The 24,667-nt window shown below is 58.8% G+C and carries 31 protein-coding genes; 6 read left to right on the top strand and 25 right to left on the bottom strand.

Annotated elements, in window-relative coordinates; all coding sequences use genetic code 11:
• Window positions 1-46 precede the first annotated feature (46 nt).
• Window positions 47-778 (bottom strand): SDR family NAD(P)-dependent oxidoreductase, encoded by a 732-nt coding sequence (locus AKV04_RS10340; RefSeq protein ID WP_054006384.1) that lies wholly within the window; start codon window positions 776-778, stop codon window positions 47-49.
• Between the two features lie 227 nt (window positions 779-1,005).
• On the opposite strand from AKV04_RS10340, the gene argB reads away from it, so the two are divergent.
• The 4 genes from argB (at window position 1,006) to AKV04_RS10320 (ending at window position 3,959) form a co-directional block, all read left to right on the top strand.
• Window positions 1,006-1,884, top strand: a complete 879-nt coding sequence (gene argB / locus AKV04_RS10335; RefSeq protein WP_156317474.1) for an acetylglutamate kinase — start codon at window positions 1,006-1,008, stop codon at window positions 1,882-1,884.
• Between the two features lie 139 nt (window positions 1,885-2,023).
• Window positions 2,024-2,812 carry a sterol desaturase family protein gene (locus AKV04_RS10330; protein ID WP_054006383.1) on the top strand — a complete coding sequence of 263 codons (789 nt, stop codon included), beginning with the start codon at window positions 2,024-2,026 and terminating at the stop codon, window positions 2,810-2,812.
• Window positions 2,755-3,459, top strand: a complete 705-nt coding sequence (locus tag AKV04_RS10325) for a hypothetical protein (protein ID WP_054006356.1) — start codon at window positions 2,755-2,757, stop codon at window positions 3,457-3,459. Before AKV04_RS10330 ends, AKV04_RS10325 begins: the two co-directional genes overlap by 58 nt.
• Window positions 3,456-3,959, top strand: coding sequence for a SixA phosphatase family protein (locus AKV04_RS10320; RefSeq protein ID WP_054006355.1), 504 nt, complete (start codon window positions 3,456-3,458; stop codon window positions 3,957-3,959). Before AKV04_RS10325 ends, AKV04_RS10320 begins: the two co-directional genes overlap by 4 nt.
• 125 nt (window positions 3,960-4,084) lie before the next feature.
• Here AKV04_RS10320 and AKV04_RS10315 read toward each other — a convergent pair whose 3' ends face one another.
• From AKV04_RS10315 to rplO, 18 genes are all read right to left on the bottom strand, one after another.
• Window positions 4,085-4,864: an amino acid ABC transporter ATP-binding protein gene (locus AKV04_RS10315; protein WP_054006354.1), complete on the bottom strand. Its 780-nt coding sequence runs from the start codon at window positions 4,862-4,864 to the stop codon at window positions 4,085-4,087.
• Between the two features lie 16 nt (window positions 4,865-4,880).
• Window positions 4,881-6,323 carry an amino acid ABC transporter permease gene (locus AKV04_RS10310; protein ID WP_054006353.1) on the bottom strand — a complete coding sequence of 481 codons (1,443 nt, stop codon included), beginning with the start codon at window positions 6,321-6,323 and terminating at the stop codon, window positions 4,881-4,883.
• A 1-nt stretch (window position 6,324) separates the two neighbouring features.
• A complete protein-coding gene (locus AKV04_RS10305) occupies window positions 6,325-7,587 on the bottom strand; it encodes an amino acid ABC transporter permease (protein WP_054006352.1) in 1,263 nt (420 codons plus the stop codon).
• 130 nt (window positions 7,588-7,717) lie between these two features.
• Window positions 7,718-8,734 carry an amino acid ABC transporter substrate-binding protein gene (locus tag AKV04_RS10300; protein ID WP_054006351.1) on the bottom strand — a complete coding sequence of 339 codons (1,017 nt, stop codon included), beginning with the start codon at window positions 8,732-8,734 and terminating at the stop codon, window positions 7,718-7,720.
• A gap of 234 nt (window positions 8,735-8,968) precedes the next feature.
• Window positions 8,969-9,676, bottom strand: a complete 708-nt coding sequence (locus AKV04_RS10295) for an ATP12 family chaperone protein (protein ID WP_054006350.1) — start codon at window positions 9,674-9,676, stop codon at window positions 8,969-8,971.
• On the bottom strand, window positions 9,673-10,713 hold the full coding sequence (locus AKV04_RS10290; RefSeq protein ID WP_054006349.1) for an RluA family pseudouridine synthase: 1,041 nt from the start codon (window positions 10,711-10,713) through the stop codon (window positions 9,673-9,675). The genes AKV04_RS10295 and AKV04_RS10290 overlap by 4 nt, the downstream gene beginning before the upstream one ends.
• Window positions 10,710-11,060 (bottom strand): fluoride efflux transporter CrcB, encoded by a 351-nt coding sequence (gene crcB / locus AKV04_RS10285; protein WP_054006348.1) that lies wholly within the window; start codon window positions 11,058-11,060, stop codon window positions 10,710-10,712. The genes AKV04_RS10290 and crcB overlap by 4 nt, the downstream gene beginning before the upstream one ends.
• Window positions 11,061-11,217: 157 nt before the next feature.
• Complete coding sequence (locus AKV04_RS10280) at window positions 11,218-12,528, bottom strand: replication-associated recombination protein A (RefSeq protein WP_054006347.1); 1,311 nt, start codon at window positions 12,526-12,528, stop codon at window positions 11,218-11,220.
• A 193-nt stretch (window positions 12,529-12,721) separates the two neighbouring features.
• A complete protein-coding gene (locus AKV04_RS10275) occupies window positions 12,722-13,360 on the bottom strand; it encodes a glutathione S-transferase family protein (RefSeq protein ID WP_054006346.1) in 639 nt (212 codons plus the stop codon).
• A gap of 240 nt (window positions 13,361-13,600) precedes the next feature.
• Window positions 13,601-14,191 (bottom strand): acyl-homoserine-lactone synthase, encoded by a 591-nt coding sequence (locus AKV04_RS10270; RefSeq protein ID WP_054006345.1) that lies wholly within the window; start codon window positions 14,189-14,191, stop codon window positions 13,601-13,603.
• Window positions 14,192-14,242: 51 nt separating this feature from the next.
• Window positions 14,243-14,854: an autoinducer binding domain-containing protein gene (locus AKV04_RS10265; protein ID WP_054006344.1), complete on the bottom strand. Its 612-nt coding sequence runs from the start codon at window positions 14,852-14,854 to the stop codon at window positions 14,243-14,245.
• 244 nt (window positions 14,855-15,098) lie between these two features.
• Window positions 15,099-15,518 carry a 50S ribosomal protein L17 gene (gene rplQ, locus AKV04_RS10260; protein WP_054006343.1) on the bottom strand — a complete coding sequence of 140 codons (420 nt, stop codon included), beginning with the start codon at window positions 15,516-15,518 and terminating at the stop codon, window positions 15,099-15,101.
• A gap of 137 nt (window positions 15,519-15,655) precedes the next feature.
• Window positions 15,656-16,672: a DNA-directed RNA polymerase subunit alpha gene (locus AKV04_RS10255; RefSeq protein ID WP_054006342.1), complete on the bottom strand. Its 1,017-nt coding sequence runs from the start codon at window positions 16,670-16,672 to the stop codon at window positions 15,656-15,658.
• Between the two features lie 114 nt (window positions 16,673-16,786).
• Entirely contained in the window at window positions 16,787-17,182 is a 396-nt protein-coding gene (rpsK, locus tag AKV04_RS10250; RefSeq protein WP_054006341.1) for a 30S ribosomal protein S11, read from the bottom strand.
• 15 nt (window positions 17,183-17,197) lie between these two features.
• Window positions 17,198-17,566, bottom strand: a complete 369-nt coding sequence (gene rpsM, locus AKV04_RS10245) for a 30S ribosomal protein S13 (RefSeq protein WP_054006340.1) — start codon at window positions 17,564-17,566, stop codon at window positions 17,198-17,200.
• A gap of 197 nt (window positions 17,567-17,763) precedes the next feature.
• Window positions 17,764-18,414, bottom strand: a complete 651-nt coding sequence (locus AKV04_RS10240) for an adenylate kinase (RefSeq protein ID WP_054006339.1) — start codon at window positions 18,412-18,414, stop codon at window positions 17,764-17,766.
• A 63-nt stretch (window positions 18,415-18,477) separates the two neighbouring features.
• A complete protein-coding gene (gene secY, locus AKV04_RS10235; protein WP_054006338.1) occupies window positions 18,478-19,839 on the bottom strand; it encodes a preprotein translocase subunit SecY in 1,362 nt (453 codons plus the stop codon).
• 116 nt (window positions 19,840-19,955) lie between these two features.
• The gene (gene rplO / locus AKV04_RS10230) at window positions 19,956-20,450 is read right to left on the bottom strand and encodes a 50S ribosomal protein L15 (protein ID WP_054006337.1); all 495 of its coding nucleotides are present in this window, start codon (window positions 20,448-20,450) and stop codon (window positions 19,956-19,958) included.
• Between the two features lie 529 nt (window positions 20,451-20,979).
• Between rplO and AKV04_RS10225 the strand changes: the two genes are divergently transcribed.
• Window positions 20,980-21,483, top strand: a complete 504-nt coding sequence (locus tag AKV04_RS10225; protein WP_156317468.1) for a hypothetical protein — start codon at window positions 20,980-20,982, stop codon at window positions 21,481-21,483.
• 41 nt (window positions 21,484-21,524) lie between these two features.
• On the top strand, window positions 21,525-21,872 hold the full coding sequence (locus AKV04_RS10220; RefSeq protein WP_156317467.1) for a hypothetical protein: 348 nt from the start codon (window positions 21,525-21,527) through the stop codon (window positions 21,870-21,872).
• A 57-nt stretch (window positions 21,873-21,929) separates the two neighbouring features.
• Here the strand turns inward: AKV04_RS10220 and rpmD are convergent, their stop codons facing one another.
• Genes rpmD through rpsN form a run of 6 tightly spaced genes read right to left on the bottom strand, consistent with a single transcriptional unit; the run spans window position 21,930 to window position 24,339 of the window.
• Window positions 21,930-22,118: a 50S ribosomal protein L30 gene (rpmD, locus tag AKV04_RS10215; RefSeq protein WP_054006382.1), complete on the bottom strand. Its 189-nt coding sequence runs from the start codon at window positions 22,116-22,118 to the stop codon at window positions 21,930-21,932.
• 14 nt (window positions 22,119-22,132) lie between these two features.
• Window positions 22,133-22,711 (bottom strand): 30S ribosomal protein S5, encoded by a 579-nt coding sequence (rpsE, locus tag AKV04_RS10210; RefSeq protein ID WP_054006334.1) that lies wholly within the window; start codon window positions 22,709-22,711, stop codon window positions 22,133-22,135.
• Between the two features lie 11 nt (window positions 22,712-22,722).
• A complete protein-coding gene (gene rplR / locus AKV04_RS10205) occupies window positions 22,723-23,082 on the bottom strand; it encodes a 50S ribosomal protein L18 (RefSeq protein WP_054006333.1) in 360 nt (119 codons plus the stop codon).
• A gap of 11 nt (window positions 23,083-23,093) precedes the next feature.
• Entirely contained in the window at window positions 23,094-23,627 is a 534-nt protein-coding gene (gene rplF / locus AKV04_RS10200; RefSeq protein ID WP_054006332.1) for a 50S ribosomal protein L6, read from the bottom strand.
• 10 nt (window positions 23,628-23,637) lie between these two features.
• Window positions 23,638-24,036 carry a 30S ribosomal protein S8 gene (gene rpsH / locus AKV04_RS10195; protein WP_156317466.1) on the bottom strand — a complete coding sequence of 133 codons (399 nt, stop codon included), beginning with the start codon at window positions 24,034-24,036 and terminating at the stop codon, window positions 23,638-23,640.
• 12 nt (window positions 24,037-24,048) lie between these two features.
• Window positions 24,049-24,339, bottom strand: coding sequence for a 30S ribosomal protein S14 (gene rpsN, locus AKV04_RS10190; protein WP_054006331.1), 291 nt, complete (start codon window positions 24,337-24,339; stop codon window positions 24,049-24,051).
• Window positions 24,340-24,667: the final 328 nt, after the last annotated feature.

The following is a 24,667-nucleotide window of genomic DNA, read 5'->3' as shown; positions in this document are numbered from 1 at the left end:
CGATTTCTGCGCAGAAATCGTGCCGGAATTCGCGCGAATTCCGGTGTCAGACGTGCTGGCCGCCGTTGATCTGGATCTCGGTGCCTGAGATATAGCTCGACTGCTCGGAACACAGAAACCAGATCGCGTCGGCAACCTCTTTCGGTTGACCCAAGCGGCGCATCGGCAGTTGATCTACGATTTTATCGGTGCCGGGCGAGAGGATCGCGGTTTCCACCTCTCCCGGAGCAATCGCGTTGACCCGCACGCCGAGGGGACCGAAATCGTGGGCCATCTCGCGGGTGAGCGCCGCCAGCGCGGCTTTCGACGTGGAATAGGCGGCACCCGCGAAGGGATGCACCCGGCTTCCCGCAATCGAGGTGACGTTCACCACCGAGCCTTTTGCGGCGGCGAGTTCGGTTTGCAGGCCGCGGGCGAGGATCACGCTTGCGAAGAAGTTGACGTGGAAGACTTGGCCCCATGTCCGCAGATCGGTCTCTAGGGTGTTCAGCCGTTTGCCACCCTCACCTTTTGGAGAGATTCCGGCATTGTTGACGAGGGCGTGGAGTTTTCCGTTCAGCTTGGCCTTGATTGTCTCCATCGCGGCGATGGTTTTGTTGGGGTCAGCCAGATCAATCTGAATGTGGTTTTCTTCCCCACCCGGCCACGGGCAGCGCGGATCGAAGGGGTGGCGCGAGCAGGTCAGCACGCGCCAGCCTTCTGCCCCGAAACGTTTGACGGTGGCGTGGCCGATTCCCCGGCTGGCTCCGGTCAGGACGAGGGTTTTCTGCTCGGGCATCATGGCCTCCTTGGCTGGGGCTCAAGCTAGGGCATTGCGGGGCGATTGCAAGCCTGTCCGCGCGTGGACACCGGCTCAGCTTACATCATTTCAATCACTTAGCGGGGGGCCGTTTACGGGAAATTAACCTCTGCCCAGACACAAAAGCTTTGCTTGGCAGGGGGGGCTAAAGGGGCTATCAGGCAAAAAATCCTGGAGTCTTCCCCATGCAAAAGCAGACCCTGACCATGAGTGATGCGATCAACACCGCCAAGATGCTGTCCGAGGCCCTGCCCTATCTGCAACGCTTTGAGGGCGCGGTGGTGGTGGTGAAATTTGGCGGCAATGCGATGGGCGATGATGCCGCGATGGCAGAGTTTGCCCGCGATGTGGTGCTGATGCGGCAGGTTGGGGTGAACCCGGTTGTGGTGCATGGCGGCGGGCCGATGATCAACGAAATGCTGGCCAAACTGGGCATCAAATCGGAATTCGTGCGCGGCAAACGGGTGACCGACAAGGCGACGGTGCAGGTCGTTGAGATGGTCCTGTCGGGTCTGGTCAACAAGCGCATCGTGCAGGCGATCATGGACGCGGGCGGACGCGCGGTGGGGATTTCCGGCAAGGATGATGACCTGATGGTTTGCGTCGCCGATGATCCTGAACTCGGGTTTGTTGGCCGTCCCGTGGAGATGAACGTGCAGGTTTTGCGCGATTTGTACAATGCGGGGATTATTCCCGTGGTCGCTCCGGTCGCCACCGGGATGGCAGATAATGAGACGTTCAACGTCAATGGCGACACCGCCGCAGGGGCGATTGCCGGGGCGTTGCAGGCCGATCGTTTGCTGTTGTTGACCGATGTGCCGGGGGTGAAAAACGCCGCAGGCGAGGTAATGACCCAGATCACGCCGGAAGAAATCCGGCAGATGACGGCGGATGGGGTGATCTCGGGCGGGATGATCCCGAAAACTGAAACCGCGCTTGCGGCGATTGAGGCAGGCACCCGGGCGGTGACGATTCTCGACGGGCGGATTCCCAATGCCTGCCTGTTGGAACTGTTCACCGATCACGGCGCGGGCTCGCAAATTCGCTCCAGCACGCCGCGCGTCAAGCCGCATGTGAAGCGCTAAGGGCTTTCATACTGGTCTAAATATCCCCGCCGGAGGCAACTATTGCCAGCCAAAAGAGCCTCCAGCGGGGATATGTGAGCCAATGTGAAAGCGCTTGCCTTCGCATTTTGTCAGCCTAGGCTGCTTGACGGAGGCTGCGATGCAATATGAAGTTTTACTGCGATTATCAGTATTTCTGAGCCTGTTTGTGGTTTTTGCCGGGCTGGAGGCTTTAGCGCCAAAACGCAAGCGGGTGCTGGGGCGCGGGCGGCGCTGGCTTACCAATCTGTCGATAACGGTGTTGAACACGCTGGCTTTGCGGGCGCTGTCGATGGCTTTGCCGTTTCTGGCAGTCGGCGCGGCTGTGGATGCGTGGTCAATGGGTTGGGGTGTGCTGAATCGGGTGGCGTGGCCGCTGTGGGTTGAGGTGTTGATCGCTCTGCTCGTGTTGGATTTTGCGATTTGGGCGCAGCATTGGTTGACGCATAAGGTGCCGTTGTTCTGGCGGTTTCACCGGATGCACCATGCCGACCGCGATATGGATGTGACCACGGCTTTGCGGTTTCATCCGGTGGAGATTTTAGCCTCGATGGCGCTGAAAATCGGGCTGATCTATGCTTTGGGGCCGCAAGCGGTGGCAGTGGTGGTGTTTGAGATTTTGCTCAATGGCATGGCGTTGTTCACCCATGCCAATCTGCGGCTGCCTGTGTGGTTGGACGCAGTGGTGCGGTTGGTTTTGGTGACGCCAGACATGCATCGGGTGCATCATTCGGTGGTGCGGGCCGAGCATGACAGCAATTTTGGCTTTGCCTTGTCGGTTTGGGACAGGATCTTTCGGACCTATCGGGCGCAACCTGCGGCGGGGCATCAGGGCATGGTGGTGGGGCTGCAATGGCAAGACGAGAAACCGGCGCGATTGGGGTGGAGCCTGTGGCTGCCGTTTCGTTAAGCGCGATTGAGGACTTGGCGGCGCGGCATCATCTGGCAGTGTTGGGCGGGTTTTGTTGTGAGGATGAGGCTGGGTTGCCTGCGGGGACACGCTCGGTTCTGCTGCTCGGGCCTTTGGAGCCGGGGTATTGGGCGCATGTGAAAAGCCAGCCGGAGTGGCTGGACTATGTTTCAGCAGGTAAGGCTGATCCGATTGACCGCTGGTCGCGGCGGGTGATTGGGCGGATGGCATGTGATCTGGGCGCGAAGGCACTGTTTCCGTTTGGCGGCGCGCCCTATCATCCGTTTTACCAATGGGCGCTTAGGACCGGGCGGGTGTGGGACAGCCCGGTGCGGTTGCTGGTGCAGGCAGAACAGGGCTTGATGGTGTCGTTTCGTGGCGCGCTGGCTTTGAAGCAGCTTGTGGAAGTTCCGGTGGCGGTGTCGCCTTGTGAGGAATGTGCGCGGCCTTGTGTGTCGGCCTGTCCGGTGGGGGCTTTGGATAGGGCGGGCTATGATGTGCCTGCCTGTCGCGCCTATTTGAGCGGGCCAAGTGGCGGAGATTGTATGAATTACGGTTGCGCTGTGCGACGGGCTTGCCCGGTATCGCAAGGCTATGCAAGACTGGCGGAACACTCGGCTTATCACATGGGAACATTCCACACATGAAACGCCTAATTTTGACTCGCCACGCCAAGTCTGCTTGGGATGATCCACTTACGCCGGACCACGACCGGCCTTTGAATGAACGGGGGAAGGCGGCGGCGGCGGATTTGGGGCAGTGGCTGGCCTCGCGCGGGTATGTGCCGCAGAAGGTTCTGTGCTCGGATGCGGTGCGGACCCGGCAGACCTGGTCGGGGATTGCACCGGCTTTGCCTGCAACTCCGTTGATGGAGTTGAAGCCCGCGCTGTATCACGCCGGGGTGGATGTGATGCTGGCGGTTTTGAAGCACGCGCAGGCGGATGTGGTGATGATGATCGGGCACAATCCGGGGATTGCCGAGTTTGCCGAGAAGTTGGTGGCGAAGGCCCCACTGAATGCGGAGTTTGGCCGCTATCCGACGGGGGCGACACTGGTCGTTGATTTCGCGGTCGATGCTTGGGATCAGATTGATCTGGGCCAAGGCGTGACGGTGGATTTTGTTATCCCGCGCGAGATGGTGGTTTAGGGAGGTCCCGAGTTGGGACCTCTTAGAGATTATCGCTAGATCAATCGGTTAGGTTTTGACGGTAAGGAATTGTTAACGAAAAAGGCGCCCAGGGAGGGGCGCCTTTTTGTTTGTGTTGGGTGGTGTCAGTGCCCGAGAATCTGCGACAGGAACAGCTTGGTGCGTTCCGACTGCGGGTTGTTGAAGAACTCGCGCGGCTCGTTTTGCTCGACGATTTGGCCTTGGTCCATGAAGATCACCCGGTTGGCGACGGCTTGGGCGAAGCCCATTTCGTGCGTCACACACAGCATGGTCATGCCTTCTTCGGCGAGAGAGATCATGGTGTCGAGCACTTCTTTGATCATCTCGGGGTCCAAAGCCGAGGTCGGCTCGTCGAACAGCATGATGCGGGGTTTCATGCAGAGCGAGCGGGCGATGGCGACGCGCTGCTGTTGGCCGCCCGAGAGTTGGCCAGGGTATTTACGCGCCTGCTCGGGAATTTTCACCTTATGCAGGAAATACATCGCGGTTTCTTCGGCTTCTTTTTTCGGCACCTTGCGGACCCAGATTGGGGCCAGCGTCAGGTTCTCAAGGATGGTCAGATGCGGGAACAGGTTGAAGTGCTGGAACACCATGCCGACTTCCGAGCGCACCTTGTCGATGTTCTTCAGATCAGAGGTCAGTTCTGTGCCATCGACGATGATCTGGCCCTGCTGGTGTTCCTCTAGTCGGTTGATGCAGCGGATCAGGGTGGATTTACCCGAGCCGGAGGGGCCGCAGATGACGATACGTTCGCCCTTGTTCACCGTCATGTCGATGTCGCGCAGCACATGGAAGGTGCCATACCACTTGTTCATATTGGTGATTTGAATTGCCACCTCGTCAGAGATTTGCATCTTACTGCGGTCGATTGCGGGGTCTGCCATGATGTAAGTCCTTGATTTAGCGGTGATCAGTCTTCAGCTTGTTCTCCAGATACATCGAGTACCGGGACATGCCGAAGCAGACGATAAAGAAGATTGCGCCGACGAAGATGTAGGGCTCCCAGTAGATGCCCTTCCACGCGATGTCGGCGCGCACAATGGTGGTGATGCCGCGCAGCGGATCGGCAAGGCCGACGAAGGACACCAGCGTTGTGTCTTTGAACAGGCCGATGAAGGTCGACACGATGCCGGGGATCGAGATTTTCAGCGCTTGCGGCATAATGATAAGCCGCTGCGCCTGCCAGTAATCCAGACCCAAAGCGTCGGCAGCTTCATACTGGCCGCGTGGCAGGGCGGCGAGGCCGCCGCGCACCACTTCGGCGTTATAGGCGGCCGAGAAGATGGTGACGAGGATGACGACGCGCAGGATCAGGTCGAACTTGGTTTGCGGCGGCAGGAAGTATTGCAGCAGCAAAGATGCGGTGAACAGCATGGTGATCAAGGGCACGCCGCGGACAAATTCGATGAAGCCGACCGAGAGGGTTTTGACGAGGAACATGTCGGAACGGCGACCGAGGGCGAGCAGGATGCCCAAGGGCAGCGAGATCGAGATGGATGAGACGCCGATCACGAAGGCCAACAGGAAGCCACCGAATTTGTCGGAGTTGACGTAGGTGAGCTGGAACGGAAGCAGCGCTTGCCAAGCCTCAGACACATAGGATTGCAGGAACAACCACCACAGGCAGGCGGCAATAAAGCCGATGCTGGCGCCCATCACCGGCCCCAGTTTGGGGGCTACGAGGCCATAGATCACGACCATAACGGTGAAGCCCAAAAGGGCGGTGATCGGGCCCCAGATCGAACCGCCCCAGAGCAGCCAAAGCGCGACGAAGGGGAACAGCAGGGTGACGATCAGCAACAGGCGCGGTTTGATCGCGGCGAGGGCGGTGAGGGCGGCCATTAGGGCGATGGCAAGCACGGTGTGGAACGAGAAACCATCTGCGCCGATCAGGCAGAGCACGGTGAGGGCTCCGACCACGCCGCAGAGTTTCGACATCGCGCTTTTGTTGTCAGAATACAGCACCGGGGCGAGGGCGACAAACAGCAGACCGAAGGCGAGGATCGGACGCCACCACAGGCTGGGCGGGTAGAAGCCGAAGATGAACTGCGACCAACGTTCACGGATCATCGCCCAGCAGGCACCCGAAGCATCGGGGCCCGCGCTTGCGGCGACGATTTTGCGGCAATCGGCCATCGAGTTGGCGTCACTCCATACCCCATTGGCGAGCCAAGGCCACGACAGGGCGATCAGTTGATAGAGCGTCCAGATCGCAAGCAACGTCAGGATGGTGTTGAATGGGCCCTTGAACAGGTTATCACGCACCCAGCGGATTACGCCGCTTTGCGAAATGGGTGGGGCCTGCGGGGCAAGCATGTCTTTGCGGATGTAAGAGAGAGACATCTTAACGCTCCTTCAGTTTGACAGAGGCGTTATAGGCGTTCATCACCGCAGAGATGATCAGGCTGATGATCAAATAGATCAACATCATCAGGGTCATACATTCCAGCTCGCGCCCGGTCTGGTTTAGGGTGATGCCGCCCAAAGTACCGCGCAGATCGAGGTAACTGACGGCAATGCCAAGCGAGGTATCCTTGGTCAGCGAGAGATATTGCGAGATCAGCGGCGGGATAATGACGCGCAGGGCTTGCGGCAGGATCACGAGGCTCATGGTGCGACCGGGGCGGATGCCGAGGGCAGCGGAGGCTTCGGACTGGCCACGGCTGATGGCTTGGATGCCAGCGCGGACGGTTTCGGCGATCACCGAGGCGTAGTAGAGCGTCAGCGCGATGGTCAGAGCGGTGAAGGAATGGGCGATGTTGATGCCGCCCTTGAAGTTGAAGCCTTTGAACACCGGATATTCCCAATGCAGGCCCATGGCGAACAGCAGGGCTACGACCGGGACGAACAGGATCAGCACGGATTTCCACCAGATCGTGGGGCGGATACCGGTGGCTTCTTGGATGACTTTGGTGCGGCGGCGCAGCAGGATATTGGCGTAGATCGAGGCCGCAATCACCGCGATGACGGCGATCAGTGACAGGCTGATCGGCATGAAGCCCAGATGCACGGTCGGCAGCGGATTGGTCAGCAGCGGCAGGGGTACGTTGGTGCCACGGTTGGTCACAGCGATGGTGTCGAAGAAATTCATATGCGCGGCAGAGGTTTGGCCTTCGACGAGTTTGAAGGCTTTCGGCTCGGGCCGGGTCTCTGAGAACACCACATAGACGAGGATGATCCAGAGCAGCAGAGGGACGTTGCGGAAGATCTCAATGTAGACGGTCATCAAACGGGCGACGAGCCAGTTTTTCGACAGCCGCAGCACGCCGATGATCACGCCGAGGATGGTCGACAGGATACAGCCGACCAAGGCGACGACGAGGGTGTTGCACAACCCGACCAGCAAAGCGCGGAAGTGGCTGTCGTCGTTGGTGTAGGGGATCAGGTGTTGATCAATGTCATAGCCTGCGCGGTTCCACAGGAAGCCAAAGTTGATGTCTTTGTCCTTGGCCGCAAGGTTCACGATGGTGTTGTTGGCCAACCACGCCACACCCAGCGCGAACAGGATCAGAACGATCACTTGGATGGTGTAGCTGCGGTAGCGGGTGTCGTAAATCAGCATGCCCAACCGAAAGTTTGCTTTCGGTGGCTCGGTCGCGAGCGTCATATGTATTCCCCCTGCCCTGCCGCTGCCGGGCTTTTGCCGGTCGTTTGGGGTGGTCCCCTGCGGTCAGGTGATGTGCCGGATCAAGGTGAAACGGGCGCGGATTTCCCCGCGCCCGAATGGTCAGGTCAGATTACCGGAACGGCGGAGCGTATTGCAGACCGCCTTGGGTCCACAATGCGTTCAGGCCGCGTGCCAGACCGATTGGGGTCGAGGTGCCGATGTTGGCTTCAAAGATCTCGCCGTAGTTGCCGGACGCGGCGATGGCGCGCTTGGCCCATTCCTTGTCGAGACCCATCATCGCGCCCATGTCGCCTTCAAGACCAAGCAGACGCTTGACTTCCGGGTCGGTGGTCGATGCGCCAACGGTGTCGATATTGGCTTTGGTGATGCCTTTTTCTTCAGCTTCGAGCAGCGCGTAATAGGTCCAACGGACGATATCGCCCCAGTTGTTGTCGCCATGACGTACGACCGGGCCGAGCGGCTCTTTCGAGATGATTTCTGGCAGGATGATGTGGTCAGCCGGGTTTGCCAGCGAAGCGCGCGACGCAGCGAGGCCCGAGGCGTCAGTGGTGTAGGCGTCGCAAGCACCGGCGTCATACTGGCGCAAAGCTTCCGAATCGTCGCCGACGGTGACTGGGGTGTAGGAGATGTTGTTGGCTTTGAAGAAGTCAGCCAAGTTCAGCTCGGTCGTGGTGCCAGTCTGGATACAGACGGTGGCGCCATCAAGTTCTTTCGCCGAGGACACGCCCAGCTCTTTTTTCACCATGAAGCCTTGGCCGTCATAGTAGTTCACCGCGACGAAATCGAACTTCAGGTCGGTGTCGCGCGAGAAGGTCCAGGTCGAGTTCCGCACCAGAACGTCAACTTCGCCGGAAGCCAGAGCGGTGAAGCGGGTCTCACCGGTGGTGGGGACGTATTTCACTTTGGCAGCGTCGCCCAGAACGGCAGCGGCAATGGCTTTGCACAGATCAACGTCGAAGCCGACGTAAGCGCCGGTTGCATCCGGGGCACCAAAGCCGGTCAGACCGACGTTCGCGCCGCAGATCAGCTCGCCGCGGGCTTTCACGTCATCGAGCGTGCCGGCAAATGCCGCGCCCGCAAGGACCGTGGTGGCCGCAAGTGCGCCGAAGAATACGGATTTTTTCATTCTTACCTCTTCCTGGTTTCCGCCCGTTTTTCGGGCGAAGGTTATATGCCCTGCACAAGTTACAGGTGCCTTCCCGAGTGACGGCAAGCGCCGCCAGTGTCAGTGATACTCGGACATAGCGATGCAATCGGTCAAGCAAAACTGCCAATATAACGGATTTTAGCGCTATCATAACGCTTTGGGGCAGTCAGACAGACAGAATGTGCAAAGAAGCGGCAAGATGGGAGAAGATTGTTACCCGCACAATACGAAGAATCGTGCCGCTTCGGCCAGTGCCTGCCGTTTAAGCGATTCTAACGCCGCCGCATCTTCGTCGACGCCCCAGAGTTCGTTCTGCCACGTCTCGTCGATTCGGCTTAACGACCATGCCTCGTCCAACGACAGGCGACCTCGGGTCACCGCAAGGGCGAGGATCAGCGAGCCTGAAATCGCGATCAGATCATGCACGGCGGCGAGTTGAAATGGGGTGAAGGCATGGACCTGCGCCGTCAGTTTGGCGATGGAAGCTTCCGGCTGCCGGATATGCATCACGCCAGCGGTGGCGATCAGGGGGCTGCGCAGGGCGGCGGCGGACCAAGCCAGCAGTGGGTCCCATGCGTCAGCCTGACGGTCGATCAGTTCTTGCGGGCCAGTGGCGCGGTAGCAGAGCAGATCAGTTTCGCCGTAGCGGGCAAGGTCATGCGCGACGGCGACGAATTGGATCGCGACATTGTCGATGGCAGAATTGGCGGCGCGGGTGGCGGGCATGGTTTCGGGTTTGACGCGGCCTTGTTGGGCATCCCATTCGGCGGCAATCACTTCGGCCATCGCCATTGTCGGCAGAACCAGCAGGCGCTTGGCCGGGGTTTTGACCGCCCGGCCATCAAGGGTTACGGTGAAACCGCCGTCGCAGGGCCCTGCAATGGCTTGTTTCCAAAAACGTTTTGCCGTCCAAGCGCTCATTCAGCACCCGAGAACGGATCGGCGGGCACTTGGTTTTCGCCCCAATCAAGGGTCTTCCACGTGCGGGCCATATGCTCGGGCAGTGGTGCTGTGAAGGTCATCATTTTTTTCAGGATCGGGTGTTCGATGGTCAACATGCGGGCGTGCAGATGCAGTTTGCGGCTGATATCGCCGCCGATGCTGGCGCCCCATCCGTCACCCATGTTTTCGGTGCCCGAGACACCGTATTTGCTGTCGCCCAAGATCGGATGGCCGATCTCGGCCATATGGGCGCGCAACTGGTGAGTGCGGCCAGTGACGGGCTCCAGCGCCATCCACGACAGGCGGGATCCGAGGAACCACAGGGTGAAATAATCGGTCTGGGCGCGTTTGGCATCGGGGTGTTCGGCCATTTTCGCGGGGTGGATACAGATCATCTTTTCGTCGCCGTGACGACCGCCGCCGGATTTTTGCAGCCCGTATTTGATCGAACCTTTGCGCGGGTGCGGCACGCCCGCGACGGCGGCCCAATAAATTTTGCGGGTGAGACGGTGGCGCAGGGCTTCGCTGAGCGCACGCGCCACGCGGTCGGTGCGGGCGAGCATCAACAGGCCCGAGGTGTCTTTATCGAGGCGATGCACCAGTTTGGGGCGCTCTTTGTAGCCGAACTTCAGGGCTTCGGTCAGGCCATCAACATGGCGGTCGCCTTGGCCGGAGCCGCCTTGCGACGGCAGGCCGGGGGGCTTGTTGAGGATGATGATATGCTCATCCTTCCACAGCACGGCGTTCTGGATCATTTTCTCGTCGGCGGCGGAATAGCTGCCCGCGCGGCGGGCAACCGGGGCTGCGGCATCGGGCAACGGCGGGATGCGGATGGTCTGGCCGGGGGCGACGTGATCCGACGCCTTGCAACGCGAGCTGTCCACGCGGACTTGCCCGGTACGGCACATCTTTTCGACATGGCCTTGGGTGACTTGCGGAAAACGTCGCTTGAACCAGCGGTCGAGGCGTTGCTCGCCTTCGTCTTCGGTGACAGTGATCAGTTGAACGTCGCTCATGCGAGGGCTCCACGGGCTAGGGCTGCGCCAAGGGCGACGGCTATGAGAGAGAGGGTGACGGAGGCCAGCATATAGGCTGCGGCCTGCGGGATTTGGCCGGATTGCCAGAGTTTTAGGGTGTCGAGGCTGAAGGCGGAGAAGGTGGTGAAGCCCCCAAGCACGCCGGTCATCAGCAGGGGCGATAGGGACGTGCGGCTAAGGGTGACGAAAAAGATGCCCATGACGAAGCTGCCCGCGATGTTGACGAGGGCGGTGGCCCAAGGTGCGCCGAGGGTCGAGATGCACAGGTGGCGCAAAACCGAGCCAATGGCGCCGCCGAGGGCGACTTGGGAGAGCGTGTAGAACATCAGGTTTCATTGGGCGCAGGCGGGGGATTTGTCAACTGCCGCTCAGCGCTTGCTGGCGCGCGCTTTTCGCTAAGGCGGGGGCGCGGAGGCTTGATAGGGCGGCGGATCGGCGGGTGTGGGACGCTCCGCGGGGGATATTTAGGCCAAGATGAAACGGCTAGCTGTCGTTTCTTTTGGCGCGGAGTTTGACGAAATAGTCGATGCGTTTTTTCAACTCACGCTCAAAACCGCGCTCGGGTGGGGTGTAGTAGATCGGGCGCTTCATGTCGTCGGGGAAATAGTTTTGGCCGGAGAAGCTGTCTTCGGCGTCGTGATCATAGGCGTAGCCCGCGCCGTAGCCGATGTCTTTCATCAGTTTGGTGGGGGCGTTGCGGATGTGCAAAGGGGGCGGTTGACTGCCGGTTTCGCGGGCGCTCGCGCGGGCGGCTTTGTAGGCTGTGTAGACCGCGTTCGATTTGGGGGCGAGGGCGAGATAGACGAGGGCTTGCGCGAGGGCGAGTTCGCCTTCGGGAGAGCCGAGGCGTTCGTAGGTGTTCCAGGATTCGAGGCAGATTTGCTGGGCTTGCGGGTCGGCGAGGCCGATGTCTTCGACGGCCATGCGGGTGATGCGGCGGGCGAGAAAGCGCGGGTCTTCGCCGCCCTCCAGCATGCGGGCAAACCAGTAGAGGGCGGCGTCGGGGTCCGATCCGCGCACCGATTTGTGCAGGGCCGAGATTAGGTTGTAATGTTCTTCGCCGGATTTGTCGTATTTGCTGGCGCGGCGCATCAGGCGGGTGGCGAGTTGGTCGCGAGTCAGCGGTTTGTCGAGTTTCCACGCGGTGATTTGTTCGATCAGGTTCAGCAAAGCGCGGCCATCGCCGTCGGCCATCTCAATCAGCGCTTCGCGGGCATCGCCGTTGAGCGGGAGGGCGCGGTTCAGGTCTTTCTCGGCGCGTTGGGCGAGCAGTTCCAGGTCGGTCAAGTTGAGGCGTTCAAGGATGATGACTTGGGCGCGGGACAAGAGCGCGGCATTGAGCTCGAAACTGGGGTTTTCGGTGGTGGCACCGACCAGAAGAATGGTGCCATCTTCCATATAGGGCAGGAAGCCGTCTTGCTGGGCTTTGTTGAAACGATGGATTTCATCGACAAAAAGCAGGGTGCCTTGGCCGTTTTGGCGGCGAATTTTGGCGGATTCGAACATTTTGCGTAAGTCAGGCACGCCAGTGAAGATCGCGGAGATTTGCACGAAGGCAAGGTCGGATTCATGGGCGAGCAGGCGCGCGATGGTGGTTTTACCGACGCCGGGCGGGCCCCAGAGGATCAGCGACGACAGGCTGTGGGCGGCGATCATCGCGCCTAAGGGGCCATCGGGGCCGAGGACATGACCTTGACCAATCACCTCGGACAGCGTGCGCGGGCGTAGGCGATCCGCCAAAGGGCGCGGGGCCTCTGGCACGGGTTTTCCGGGGGTGTCGAAAAGGTCTGACATGCGGGGAGTTTACGCGGCAAAGCGGAGCGGGGGAAGGCGGATTGCGCCCAAGCTGTTGGGGCGGGGGAACTGGCTCAAGCGGGCGGAGGAGATTGCCTTGGGGCAGCTGATTGGAGAAACCTCATTTGAGCCCAAACCAGACCTTCATCAAACCTCCGATTTGATAGCAGCACGCATCGAGTGTCGACTTTGCTCAATCAGCTGCAGCAAAATGCGCCATCTGATCCACATGCGCCTTTTGGAAGGCTGGTCTTTCCGTGGCCCGCACAACGTAATCTCGACAGGCGGGATAGTCTGCCAAGCCTTCAAACCGGTCGACGAGACGCAGCACATCCGCCATGAGGATGTCAGCCACCGAGAAGCGCCCAGCCAGCCATTCACCCCCAGCAAGCACCGTTTCCATATGCGCTAGCCGGTGGGTCAGAAAATCGTCGAAAAACTTCCACATCGGCGTTTCGCCGGTCTCACCGGAAAACTTGAAGAAAGACCATGGCTGACTTGCTGCCTCAACCGATGCTAGTGCGGCAAAAAGCCATTCTTTGACTTCGCTGCGGCCTCGCGGATGGGTAGGCATTAGTATCTCGCTGAGCTCGCCCAGGTGCAGAAGGATCGCACCGCTCTCGAAAATCGTGAGCTCGCCATCAGTCAACCAAGGTATCTGACCGAAGGGCTGATGAGCCAAATGTGCAGGCTGCCGGTCCCTGAAGGGTGTGCTTTCGACGCGATAGGGCAAGCCAGCCTCTTCTAACGCCCAACGCACCCTTAAGTCGCGCACAAAGCCGCGCGGCATGTCTGGAACCCAGTCATAGGTCGTTAGGAACAGGTGATTCATTGGTGACTCCAAGGAAATCGGCAGCCTATCGACGAGACCATCCTGCCCCAACCTTCACCTTTTGTTTGGCAGAGTAAAGCACTGCCAATGACAGCTCCGTCCCACATAGCTGACCCACGCCACCACGAGTCATCATATCCCACCGCATAGGGGCAGTTTCGTCACCACTTCCACCTGCCCCGCTGCGTGATATCGGGGGCTGCGGGCGGCCCTGCTCCCCATAGGCCGCCGCAGGTTTGGTCAGTGCTTGGTCAGGCTGAAATCCATCTCGACCACTTGGTTGTCGATGGCGTCGATTTCCATCACCGGGCCCATCGCCTTCATCTTGACGCCGACGCGATCGGCCCAACGGGGCCAAGTGGCCGCGAGCAGGGTCAGGCAATGCGTCGCCCCCAGGCTGCGCACGGTGTCGCCGAGTTGGGCGATCAGCTGCGCGTGGACGCGGCGGCGGATCGAGGATGGCACGTCATGGGCGACGAACAGGCGGCTCGATTCCCAGATGTGATCGCCCACGGGGGCTTCATCGGTCAATAGGTTGGCCGGAATCGTATCCAGCAAACCGCGCTGCGCGTCGCGGATCATATAGCTGTAGATACCGCATTTTGCGGTGGTGGGCGTCAGACGGTTGCCCGCCAGAACCCGGCCCTGATCATCATGCACGACCACCCAGCGGCTGGCCGGGGTGTCGTACTGATCGTATTCCATCCCCAAAGCCTCGGGCAGGTCCCATTTGTTATGGACGATGAATAACTCGCGCCGGGCGCGAAGCATATTCGCGAACAGCTCTCCATGGTTGTGGAGGTTGGCAAAAGACAGTGTGGTGGTGAGCATTGTGGTCTCCGTTATGTTCAGATGGCAGTCGGAACATCGCGGAGGGGGTTGTCAGATCAGCCGATAATCCTTTGCGCGTTGAATGGCCTCGGCTGTGGTGCGCGCCATCAAGCGCACGCGCGCTGATGTGATACGCGCTTTAAGCGCACTTTCTGATATACCCAGTTTCGCCGCAGCGGCAGTAAACCGGTCCCCCCCAGCGATACAGCGCAGAGCCTCGATCTGAGCCTTGGTCAGCTCTTCGGGTGGCTCTGTCACGTCATGCAGCCGGTGCACAATGGTGGCGATGGCTGCAATTTCATGATCCTCGAATTCGCGGTCAGCCCGCGCAAATGAGGCAATGGATCGTGATTTGACCGGGCCACAGGCAACTGTGGCGCCATAGTTCAGACCGTACCTTGCGGCCTCGGTGAACAGGCCAAACGGGTCTGGCAGGGCACTATCGCTCCAACGGATGGTGCCTGTGGCACTGAAGCCCCAGGCTACCATTGGATCGCGCAGGACGTAGCCTTTTTCGGTGTAGTAGTCGAGCCAGCGCTGGTCATAGGTCTGAAAGGTGAACAAGGGCGCTGTGAAACGGATATGGAGCCCGACGAAGTAACCCGCAGGAGCCATAAGCGAAAGTTGGTGTAACTCGACATCTATACCTAGCTTTACTGACATGTTTCTTCGATCTCTCGATTCATTTACAACTTTAGGCAGTTCGGAGGGTGGCTACTATACTCGGATCAGCAACATGCTATTTCCAATTTACCATCAATCAGCAGAATGGATGCGAAGGGAAGCAACGTTTGAAAATTGGCCTTCGCCCTTGCGGTTAACCCAACGTCAACCCGCGCGATGGCTCTTGATAGATATGAAAAAACCCGCCGGTTAGGGCGGGTTTTTAAGGGGGTTTGCGGTGGGCTTACGCCTCAAACGCATCCTCGGCGGCGGTGCGGGCGTGGTCGGCTGCACCTTTCGCGTTCGGGTCACGATCAACGAATTCGATGATCGCCATCGGTGCCATGTCGCCATAGCGGAAACCGGCTTTCAGCACGCGGACGTAACCGCCCTGACGATCCTGATAGCGCGGGCCGAGGATTTCGAACAGACGCGCGGTGTGGATGTCTTGCTTCAGTTGCGAATGCGCCTGACGACGGGCGTGCAGGTCGCCGCGCTTGGCAAGGGTGATCAGCTTTTCGATGATCGGGCGCAGTTCTTTGGCTTTCGGCAGAGTGGTTTTGATCTGCTCGTGCTCGATCAAGGACCCGGCCATGTTGGCGAACATCGCTTTGCGGTGTTCATGGGTGCGGTTAAGCTTGCGGTAACCATTGGCGTGACGCATTGGAATCTCCTATTCGCGTGTTTTACTTTGTCCGGCAGGGCCTACGATTGGTCCCGCTCACCTTGGGGCTTGCGCCCATATTTTCCCCGGCAGTCCGGGCATTTATAGTTGGGCGAGGTTGCCCCCGCCCCTAATTCTTAGAACTGGTCTTCGAAGCGTTTGGCCAGATCTTCGATGTTTTCCGGCGGCCAGTCTTCGACTTCCATGCCCAGATGCAGACCCATGCCCGACAGCACTTCCTTGATTTCGTTCAAGGATTTGCGGCCGAAGTTCGGGGTGCGCAGCATTTCTGCTTCGGTTTTCTGGATCAGATCGCCGATGTAGACGATGTTGTCGTTCTTCAGGCAGTTTGCCGAACGAACAGACAATTCCAACTCGTCAACTTTCTTCAGCAGCAGCGGGTTGAACTCAAGGCCAGCATCTTCGACGCCTTTGCCAGCAGCTTCCGGCTCGTCGAAGTTGACGAACACAGCCAGCTGATCTTGCAGAATGCGCGCGGCGTAAGCCACAGCGTCTTCCGGGGTCAGCGAGCCGTCGGTTTCGATTTTCATCGTCAGCTTGTCATAGTCCAGCACCTGACCTTCGCGGGTCGGGGTGACTTCGTAGGACACTTTCTTGACCGGCGAATAGATTGCGTCGATCGGAATCAGACCGATCGGCGCATCTTCCGGGCGGTTTTTGTCAGCGGCGACATAGCCTTTGCCGGTGTTCACGGTGAGTTCCATGAACACGTCAGCGCCGTCATCGAGGTGGCAGATGACGTGGTCTTTGTTCAGGATTTCGATGCCGTTGGTTTCCGAGATGTCGCCAGCTGTAACAACGCCCGGCCCTTTGGCGGAAATCGACAGGCGCTTCGGCCCATCCACATCCATCTTGATCGAAACGCCTTTCAGGTTCAGCACGATGTCGGTGACGTCTTCACGCACGCCAGCCACGCTGGAGAATTCGTGCAGCACGTTGTCGATCTGCACCGAGGTGATCGCCCCGCCTTGCAGCGACGACATCAGCACGCGGCGCAGCGCGTTGCCCAAGGTCAAGCCAAAGCCGCGCTCCAGCGGTTCAGCGAACACGGTGGCGGTGCGTTGTGCATCGGCCCCCGGCTTCACGACCAGCTGCGTCGGTTTAATCAGTTCTAGCCAATTTTTGTGGATCATGTGACCGCCTCCATACTTGTCTTCTGCTCATGTCCTAAGCAGAGGACGCCCGAGGTTCAGAAATGCAGAAATCGGGCCGTGCAGACATCGCACGACCCGACCTGTAGTGATGCTTTAGACGCGACGGCGCTTCGGCGGACGGCAGCCGTTGTGTGCCAGCGGCGTCACGTCACGGATCGAGGTGACGTTCAGGCCAACTGCGGCCAGAGCACGCAGTGCGGACTCACGGCCCGAACCCGGACCTTGCACTTCGACTTCAACCGTCTTCATGCCATGCTCTTGCGCTTTGCGGCCTGCATCTTCTGCTGCCATTTGCGCCGCGTAAGGCGTTGATTTCCGCGAGCCTTTGAAGCCCATGGTGCCCGAGGACGACCAGGAAATCGCGTTGCCCTGAACGTCAGAGATCAGGATTTTGGTGTTGTTGAACGAAGAGTTCACGTGAACCACGCCAGCGGCGATGTTCTTGCGTTCTTTTTTCTTCGTGCGGGATGCTTTGGTATCGCGTGCCATATCTAAACGCCCCTCTTATTTCTTCTTGCCAGCAATGGCCTTAGCGGGGCCTTTGCGGGTGCGAGCGTTGGTGTGGGTGCGCTGACCGCGGACCGGCAGGCCCTTACGATGACGCAGGCCGCGATAGCAGCCGAGGTCCATCAAACGCTTGATGTTCATCGAGGTTTCGCGGCGCAGGTCGCCTTCAACCGTGACGTTTGCGTCGATGTATTCGCGGATCTGCAGCACTTCGGCATCCGAAAGCTGGTTGACGCGACGGGCGCGGTCGATGCCAACAGATGCACAGATTTGCTCTGCGATATGCGGGCCAACGCCGGTGATATAGGTGAGCGCGATCGGAACCCGTTTCGCGGTCGGGATGTTAACGCCAGCAATACGTGCCAAACGTGTATTCCTTCATGGTTGCGGTTCCGTAGTGCCAGAACCTTTTTTCACAACACCGCCCCAAAGTCCAAACCAAGGCCGAAACCGGAGGGCGATTCGAATCCTTAACAAATAAGGAATCCCGCAAGCGATTCCGCTGCGGGACGCCGTGCTTTATGGGCTTTTGACCATATCGTCAAGGGCTGCAGGCAAGTTAGTTACGCTTTGTCAAGAACTTTGGCGATAGCGCCCGCAACCGCGTCCATTTCCGCCAAGCCATCCACCGCCGACAGCTGCCCCTTGGCGTAATAATAGCCGATCAACGGCGAGGTATCGCGGTAATAGGCCAGCATCCGGGTGCGCAGCGCATTTTCGGTGTCATCGGCGCGGCGCTTCATATCGTGGCTGCCGCAGACGTCACAGATGCCCGCCAGCTTGGTCGGGTGGTTGGTGTCGTGGTAGACGGCCCCACAGTTGCCACAGGTGTAGCGGCCGACGATACGGGCCTTCAGCGCCTCATCATCGACCTTAATCTCGATCACCGCATCCAGCGTCTCACCAACGCGCGCCATCAGCTCGCCCAAGGCATCGGCTTGTTTCAGCGTGCGGGGAAAGCCGTCAAAAATATAGCCGCCCGGCGCATGGGTTTGCAGCTTTTCCTCAATCAGCCCGATCACGATATCATCGGTGACAAGGTGGCCCTTGTCCATCACCTCGGCAACCAGACGGCCCATCTCGGTGCCAGAGGTCTTGGCCTCGCGCAGCATATCGCCCGTGGACAGCTGCACCATGGCGCGCTCATCCACCAGACGCTTGGCTTGGGTGCCTTTACCAGCGCCGGGTGGCCCGAGGAGGATGATATTTGCCATGGGTCGCCTTTCTGTCAAAGAAAAGGCCCGGCGGGGTGCGCCGGGCCTGAAGTCATAGCCCGATCACCGCCGCGCGGGCGGACGGTTGGCCGTGCTGCGCTTTTTGCCGCGCAGTTGCGATTTCTCAATCAGGCCTTCGTATTGATGCGCCAGTAGATGCGACTGGATCTGGTTGATCGTATCCATCGTCACCGACACCACGATCAGCACCGAGGTGCCGCCGAAGTAGAACGGGATCGAGAACTGGCTGATCAAGATTTCCGGCAGCAAGCAGACGAGTGCCAAGTAAGCCGCGCCCAACACCAAGATGCGGTTGACGACGTAATCGAGATATTCCTCGGTTTTCTTGCCGGGGCGGATGCCGGGGATAAAGCCGTTCTGGTTCTTCAGGTTGTCGGCCACTTCATCGGTTTTGAACGCCACGTTCGCGGTGTAGAAATACGCGAAAAACACGATCATCGAAACGAAGAACAGCAGGTAGAGCGGCTGACCATGGCCGAAATACGCCAAGATCGTCGACATGATCGGACCGGTATTGGCACCCGAAAAGGTTGCTATCGTGGTCGGCAGCAGCAGCAAGGACGAGGCAAAGATCGCCGGAATCACGCCTGCCGGGTTGACCTTGATCGGCAAATGGCTTGAGCCGCCATCATAGACCTTCATGCCGACTTGACGGCGGGGGTATTGGATATGGATCTTGCGCAAGGCGCGTTCCATGAACACCACAAAGGCGATCACGCCGACGACCATCACCAACACACCCAGGATCACTGGGGTCGAGATCACGCCCGCGCGGCCTTGGCTGAAGAACTGTGCCAAAGCGTGCGGAATCTCAGCGACGATGCCGGTGAAGATGATCAGCGAAGTGCCGTTGCCGATGCCGCGCGCGGTGATCTGCTCACCCAGCCACATCAGGAACATCGTGCCCGCGACCAGAGTGATCACGCAGGAGACCACGAAATACATGCCAGGCGTATGGGCGAGCCCACCTGCCTCAATAGACTTAGCGATGCCGAAGCCTTGCAGGATCGCCAGACAGACTGTGCCGTAGCGCGTCCACTGGTTCATCTTCTTGCGGCCCGCGTCGCCTTCTTTCTTCATCTGCTCCAGCGCCGGAATCATCGACGCCAAAAGCTGGATGATGATCGAGGCCGAGATATAGGGCATGATCCCCAAGGCAAAGATACCCATCCGCTTGATGGCTCCACCGGTGAACATCGACAGCATACCGCCGATGCCCTGCCCCGCATTATCCATGAAATGGCGCAGCTGCGTGCCATCAATGCCCGGAACCGGCACATAGGTGCCCAAGCGGTAGACCATCAACAGGCCAATGGTGAAGAAAATCCGGCTACGGAGATCCGTCGCCTTGCCAAGCGTACCCCAGCTGAGGTTCGCGGCCATCTGTTCGGCAGCTGAAGCCATGCCCAGTTCTTTCTGCGTAAGCCCGATATGGGAAGCGCCGCCAAACCGTTTCCGGTCGGCGGTGCGGGAAACATAAGCCGATGTAAGCGGTCTGTCGACTGCTCACAAGGCGTTAGTTATGCTTTGCGGACCGCTTTGGTGAAAGCTTCCAAGGTCGGTGCCACGGTCAGGGTGCCGCCAGCGGCTGCAACGGCTTCAACAGCGGCTGCGGATGCGCCAGTGACGTTCAGTTTGACCGCAGTGGTGATCGAACCTTTGTTCAGGATACGGATGCCGTCGCGCTTGTGACCGGTGAGGCCCGCGTCCACCAGCATATCCTCGGTGATCTCAACTTTGGCGTCGAGTTTGCCGAGGCCGATGAATTTCTCGATCAGGCCGAGGTTGATCACGGCAAAGCGATCCTGGTTCGGCTTGTTGAAGCCACGCTTCGGCAGACGACGGTACAGAGGCATCTGGCCGCCCTCGTAGCCGCCAATAGCGACGCCCGAACGCGATTTCTGACCCTTGATACCACGGCCAGCGGTTTTACCCGAGCCCGAACCCGGACCACGCGCCACGCGCTTTTGCTTTTTGGTTGCACCGGGATTGTCGTGCAGTTCATTCAATTTCATGTCGCATACTCCTATGCCGGAAAGCCCTTGCCTGCGACGGGCAAGAGCAACGCGGCTGTTTGTGATTCTTATGCCGATAGGTGAGGCATCGGGCGCGTATAGAGGGGATGCGGGTGGGGATCAAGTGGTGGCTTACAATCCGAGCCGTAAGCCTACAGACTTAGTGGCAATGCACCTTGCCCGTTGATTTCTGCATATGACAACATTGCCCTGGAGGTGAACTTTTGCGGCAGCCACCACCATGTTCGACCTGCTGGTGTCCAGAGGACGCGATCATGGGGGTTTGTGCTGTTGCCGCAACGCCGACAGATGGCAGAAACAAGAATCCCATGATAGAAAGAACTCGCATCGAACACCTACGTTAACAAAGGTTAATAGAACGTTAATAATCGTTAACACGGATGCGGTCGCAAAGATAGAACGTCAGGTTTTTGCCTACATGCGAAAGCGATGCCCTCGGACCGCCTACCCAACTAGACTCCCCCCGCAAATCCTGCGTATCTGCGGGTTGTTTTGCACGGGGGCTGTCATGGCGGTGGATACCAATTATCGGGCGGGGATTAAGCTGCTGTTCAAGAACGAATGGGGCAGCTTGGTCGCGACTTTTGCGCGGTTTGAATATGCGCTGAAGCTGGCGGGGTATTTGAAATATGAAAAGCCCGGCACCTCGGCGGAGGCCGGTTGGGCGGGGTTTGCGGGCGATTTGGGCGATGGGTTTCTGGCGCATTGCCGGGCGTTGCCAGAGGTTCAGGTGCTGTTCAATGTCCCACCTCGGTTGTTGAAGGTTGACCGTGACAGGGAAGTGTCTTGGAAAAAGGCGCGGGCGGTGAATTCGGTTTCGGATTTCTTTTTGGTCGTTCAGGACGTGCGGGGCAGTTTGTTCCACGGCGATGCTAAGGTGCATGGCGAGCGGGATGGCGAGCGGATTGAGGCGGCTCAGGTGGTGTTGGATGAGGCTTGGGGTTGGGCCTTGCAGGACAAGACCAACGCGCGGCTGGTGCGGTTTTGTGAGGCGTTTCGGTTTACGCAGTAACCCCACCCAACGCCTGCATGTTCAACACGAGTAAATTTGAAATGATCAGAAAAGAGAACGCCGATAAAACCAAGAAAATGTCCCGCTACTTGGTTCTCCCAATATTTGTAGGCATCCTTGGTATTTACGCCATTCTTATCCTTTTTGGCGAGATTAGCTTTCACCGTGGCACTGTGATGGCGCAGTATGGCTTATCGTCTAGCAAAGGTGCGGTCGCAACGCTGCGGGTATCTGTCGAAGGCCAAGAGTGGATGGTTCCGCTTCATGACATGCTGATCGAAAGCTATGCTGGTGCCGAGATATGCGTGAAATTCACATCATACCCGCCGTTAGGTATCATCAGAAAGTCTGCCGTGCCTCTCGGCTTTTGTAACAACGTGCCCCGCTAATAGCAAAACGCCCCACCTTTCGGCGGGGCGTTTTTGTTTAACCCGAAGGTGCAGCGATCAGCCGCGCTCTTCGATGATCGTCACAAGATGCGAGATCTTGTTGACCATGCCGCGCACGGAAGGGGTGTCTTCCAGCTCGCGGGTGCGGTTCATTTTGTTCAGGCCAAGACCTTTCAGGGTCGCGGTCTGTTTTGCCGGGCGGCGGGCGGCCGAAGCCACCTGCTTGACCACGATGGTTTTCTTCACGGTGTCGGTCATGTTCAAGCCTCCACAACTTCAGCGGCGGGCTTGTTCAGGATCTCTGCCACTTTCTTGCCACGGCGTGCCGCGACTTGACGAGGAGAGGTTTCCGACTTCAGCCCGTCGATGGTGGCGCGGATCATGTTGTAGGGGTTCTGCGAGCCGATGGACTTTGCCACCACGTCTTGCAGGCCCAACATTTCGAACACAGCGCGCATCGGACCACCGGCGATGATGCCAGTACCGGCAACAGCCGTCCGCATTACCACTTTACCGGCGCCATGACGGCCTTCCATGTCGTGGTGCAGGGTGCGGGCATCTTTCAGCGGCACGCGAATAAGCTGGCGCTTTGCCTGCTCGGTCGCCTTGCGGATCGCTTCCGGAACTTCCTTAGCCTTGCCCTTGCCGAAGCCGACACGGCCCTTTTGGTCGCCGACTACCACAAGTGCTGCAAAGCCAAAGCGTTTGCCGCCCTTAACGGTTTTCGACACCCGGTTGATCGCGACCAGACGGTCAGCGAATTCCGGGGTTTCTTCCGGCCGGTTATCGCGGCGATCATTGCCACCACGATTGTCCCGACGGTTATCACGTTCTGCCATTTTTCAACTCCTCAGAACTGCAATCCACCTTCACGGGCAGCCTCGGCCAAAGCCTTGATCTTACCGTGAAAGAGGAAACCGCCGCGGTCGAAGTAGCACACTTCAACACCGGCCTTTTTGGCCCGCTCGGCGATTGCCGAACCGATTTTCGTCGCTGCTTCGACGTTGTTCTTGCCGACCACACCGAATTCCTTCTCCAGCGTGGAGGCGGAGGCGATGGTGACGCCCTTCACATCGTCGATCAGCTGCACGCTGATGTTTTTGTTCGAGCGGTGAACGGACAGGCGCAGGCGCCCATGCGAAGTCGCTTTGATTTTGTTCCGAACGCGCTGACGGCGCTTGAGGAACAGGTCTCTCTTGGTGTTTGCCATGATTGTGTCCCTTACTTCTTCTTGCCTTCTTTGCGGAACACGAACTCGCCCTTATAGCGGATGCCTTTGCCCTTGTAGGGCTCGGGCTTGCGCCATTCGCGGATGTTCGCAGCGACCTGACCAACGAGCTGTTGGTCAATGCCTTCCACAATGATTTCAGTGTTCTTCGGCGAGGTCACGGTGACCCCGGCTGGAACGGCGAAGTTGACTTCATGGCTGTAGCCGAGCGACAGTTTCAGGATGTTGCCAGCCATCGCAGCGCGGTAACCCACGCCTTGAATTTCCAGCTCTTTCTTGAAACCAGCGGTGACGCCAGTGACGAGGTTTTCAACCATCGACCGCGCCATGCCCCACTGCTGACGCGCACGCTTCGAAGTGCCACGCGGGGTCACTTTGATGCTGCCTTCGTCGATCGTGAGCGTCACGTCGTCGGTTGCGGTGAAGCTGCGGGTGCCTTTCGGACCTTTCACTTCGATGGTTTGACCTGATACGGACGCCGAAACGCCCTTGATCAGTTCTACGGGTTTTTTGCCGATACGAGACATGCCACCCTCCTCAGAACACGGTGCAAAGCACTTCGCCGCCAACATTGGCTGCGCGCGCATTTGCATCTGACATCACGCCTTTCGGCGTGGACACGATGGAGATCCCGAGACCGTTACGCACGGACGGAATTTCCTTGACCGACATGTACACACGACGGCCGGGCTTGGACACGCGCTTCACTTCGCGGATCACAGGCACGCCTTCGAAGTACTTCAGGCTGATCACCAGCTCGCCCTGACCGTTGTCGGTCTTGGCGCGCTCGAAACCGCGGATGTAACCTTCGCTTACGAGCACGTCCAGAACCCAGGCGCGCAGCTTCGAGGCAGGGGTCGACACGGTCGATTTGCCACGCATTTGCGCGTTACGGATACGGGTAAGCATGTCGCCGATAGGATCGTTCATCATCATTTGGCGACCTCCTTACCAGCTCGACTTGACCATGCCGGGGATCTGGCCGAACGAGGCGAGATCACGCAGCATGATGCGCGAGAGTTTGAGCTTGCGATAATACGCATGCGGACGACCGGTCAGTTGGCACCGATTGTGCAAACGGACAGCCGACGAGTTGCGGGGCAGCTCTGCCAGTTTGATGGTCGCTTTGAAGCGCTCATCCACCGGTTTCGCTTGGTCGTTGATCACCGCTTTCAGTGCTGCGCGCTTGGAAGCATGTTGCTTCACCAGCTTCTCGCGCTTCACTTCGCGGTTCACCATTGCATCTGTTTGGTCAGATAAACGTTGGGCATGATGGGCCTCCGATGCCAGATCGTATCAGATGCTGACATAGAGACAAGAAGGTTGGTGGAGTGCATGATCTCTCACACCCTACTGCTATGTGGAGAAAGAGGCGCGGCAATTGGCGTCACCCGGCATTCAGTGGGCAAGATGAGGATTGCAGAGAAGTTTGGGTGAAGTCTATTCTTGGCACTACAAGTTGTAAGTGGAGTTTTTTGAATTTGGAAATTGATACAGGTCCGCGCCGGTTTACGCCGATCCTTAAACTGATCTTTTTCGCCGGACTTTGGGTTGTGCTATGTGGGTA

It is taken from the genome of Cypionkella psychrotolerans (genome assembly GCF_001294535.1).
Classification (GTDB): domain Bacteria; phylum Pseudomonadota; class Alphaproteobacteria; order Rhodobacterales; family Rhodobacteraceae; genus Cypionkella; species Cypionkella psychrotolerans.
Note: the sequence above shows the minus strand (reverse complement) of the source record. Positions and strands in the feature narration are given on the sequence as shown.